General features: G+C 39.0%; 3 protein-coding genes. 2 read left to right on the top strand and 1 reads right to left on the bottom strand.

Features of this window, described 5'->3' with window-relative positions:
- A partial coding sequence (locus tag AC1DND_RS24820) for a cupin domain-containing protein (protein ID WP_477585228.1) occupies window positions 1-620 on the bottom strand: 620 nt, incomplete at its 3' end.
- 223 nt (window positions 621-843) lie between these two features.
- Between AC1DND_RS24820 and AC1DND_RS24815 the strand changes: the two genes are divergently transcribed.
- On the top strand, window positions 844-2,478 hold the full coding sequence (locus AC1DND_RS24815; RefSeq protein WP_477585227.1) for a fucose isomerase: 1,635 nt from the start codon (window positions 844-846) through the stop codon (window positions 2,476-2,478).
- Between the two features lie 10 nt (window positions 2,479-2,488).
- Window positions 2,489-2,791: DUF3826 domain-containing protein (locus AC1DND_RS24810; protein ID WP_477585226.1), on the top strand; the 303-nt coding region annotated here is incomplete at its 3' end.

Below are 2,791 nucleotides of genomic sequence, written 5' to 3'. Positions count from 1 at the left end.
ACTTCTTCCAATGTAATATCCTTTTTATAATTACTCAGGGTATAATTACATATTTTATTGATACGGAGTGTTTCAGACTCATTGCTTTGATAGAATGTATTTTTGCTCGTTACAATTGTCGAAAATTCATCCGTCTCGGCCAATGTTTTAAGGATAGATAAGAGGATAATGATCCGGTCTAAATTGGTTGCATCAACTGCAGCCCGCATTAAATCAACCAGTTTATCTTTAGCTTTCCCTTTAATTACCATTCCGCTTTTTGCTTTTTCGAATAATTTAGGGATCAGGTAAGCTTCAGGTAAAGTAAGCATGTATTTACCCAAACAATCGGGCAAGAAATGAATCACCATGGCTTCAGTTGTAAGATCGGGGTTATTCTGGAAGTATTCATCTTTACAACGCCAGGTATGAGGCAGATTTTCGCCTAATAGCACCATCTCATCTGGCACAAAATTACTGATGTTATCACCAATAAAACGAACGCCTTCTCCTTTGATTACATAATGCAGTTCTAGCTCAGGATGATAATGCCAGATATTCCCAAAATCGGGTTTGATATCATGACGGATACTAAAGGAACTTTGTAAGGTAATTGGAACTTTATGAAAATGAGGTTTCATGTAAAAATAAATATTTGGTTAGGGCTGTATTACAATATTCTACAAATTATACCACAGCGGTCTAAAGTTAACGAGTTTAATGATAACATCCTATATTAATTTGATAAAAACTATCAGAAAATAGTGTTTTTCATTGTTGAGTTTTGTATATAGCCATATAGGCGTAACCAAAATATAAGCTGACAAATTATTTTTATATAAATTATTTGTTCATTAATAAATTATGAGACAAGGTAAACAAGGAGAAATTCTACTGGTTTCAAGTGGCGATCTACGGCTTTCAGCAAATCAAAATTGCTGGGCTGCTCAAGTCGAAATGGAGCGAAAATTAACTTTAGCCATCGAACAATTTGGCTGGAAAGTTAAACGTGCCCATTCATACAATTCAACAAAAAAACATGGCTTTATCGATTCGCAAAGAATGGGTATGGATATCTTTAGAAATATTGATCCCAACCAACCTATAATTGTAGCAGAAAGTGTTTGGCAATACTCACATCATGTACTTGCAGGGCTTACCACACATCGTGGCCCGATACTAACCGTAGCCAACTGGAGCGGACAATGGCCTGGTTTGGTAGGCATGTTAAATCTGAACGGTTGCTTAACCAAAGCGGCAATTCCATATAGTACTTTATGGAGTGAAAATTTTACGGATGATTTTTTTACCGATGGCCTGCAAGAATGGCTCACAACCGGCAAGGTCAGTTACGATCAAAGTCATGTAAAAAGTTTTGCCTTAAGTAAGATCCCACTAAGCGACGACAAGAAAGGAAGAACTTTTGCCAAAAGCTTAAAAGAGCGAAAAGTGATCATGGGCGTGTTTGACGAAGGCTGCATGGGTATGTACAATGCTATCATTCCTGACGAACTGCTGCACAAAACCGGTTTCTTTAAAGAGCGTTTAAGTCAATCGGCATTATATGCAGGTATGCTGCAGGTTACCAATGGTGAAGCAGAGGCTGTTTTAGATTGGCTTTTGCAAAAAGGAATGACCTTTAACTGGGGAACTGAAGAGGAGACACAATTAACTAAAAACCAAACCCTCGAACAGTGTAAAATGTATATCGCCGCCCTGAGGATTGCTGATCATTTTAGCTGCGATACCATTGGAATCCAGTATCAGCAAGGATTGAAAGATTTAACTGTAGCCAGCGATTTAGTAGAGGGTTTATTAAATAACGAAGACCGTCCGCCGGCATTTTCTGTAGATGGTAAAGAACTTTACCCAAAACGGGCTTTACCACATTTTAACGAGGTAGACGAATGTGCCGGTTTAGATGCCCTGGTAACCTACAATCTTTGGAAAGAATTAGGAATGACCGGAGAAAACACCCTTCATGACATCCGTTGGGGTGAATATTACAAAAATGATGATGTAGACGGTTTTGTTTGGCTGTTTTTAATCTCTGGAGCAGCACCACCTGCACATTTTATTGATGGTTATGCCGGAGCAAGCAGCGATAGGCAGCCAGCTATGTATTTCCGTTTAGGTGGTGGATCGTTAAAAGGCATCAGTAAACCAGGTTTCATTGTTTGGAGCCGAGTTTATGTAATGGATAACGAATTACATTGCGATTTGGGCGTTGGAGAAGTAGTAGCTTTGCCTGCGGCCGAAACCAAAAGACGTTGGGACGGAACAACACCCGAATGGCCAATTATGCATGCCATTTTGAAAGGCGTGAGCCGCGATCAGTTGATGGCCAGACATAAAGCTAACCATATTCAGGTGGTTTATACCAATTATGAAGCCGGAGCGCACGAAGCTTGCCGCATTAAAGCAGCTGCAATGGATGAACTTGGCTTAAAAGTGCACTTTTGCGGAGATGTGAACCTAAAAAAAATAAATACAATTTAAATATAAAGACATGAAATCATCAATTTTAGCCTTACTGTTAACCTTCTCGAGCATTACTGCAATTTTTGCTCAGAACAATCCTGTGAACGATAAAGAAGCCTATGTGAAAATGATTACCGAGCGTTCGGCTAAAATTGTTGCCAATCTTGGAATTACAGATGCGAAGAAAACCGAAAAAGTGACGGTAATCATCAGAGATCAATATAGCAATTTAAACGACATCTATGCCGCGCGCGACATTCGTGTTAAAGCAATTAAAGAAAAAAACAAAGACAATAAAGTAGAACGCGATTCAGCCCTTGCTAAGGATAGC

This window comes from Pedobacter sp. 01N416 (genome assembly GCF_056399685.1).
This window is presented reverse-complemented; position numbering and strand designations above follow the sequence as displayed.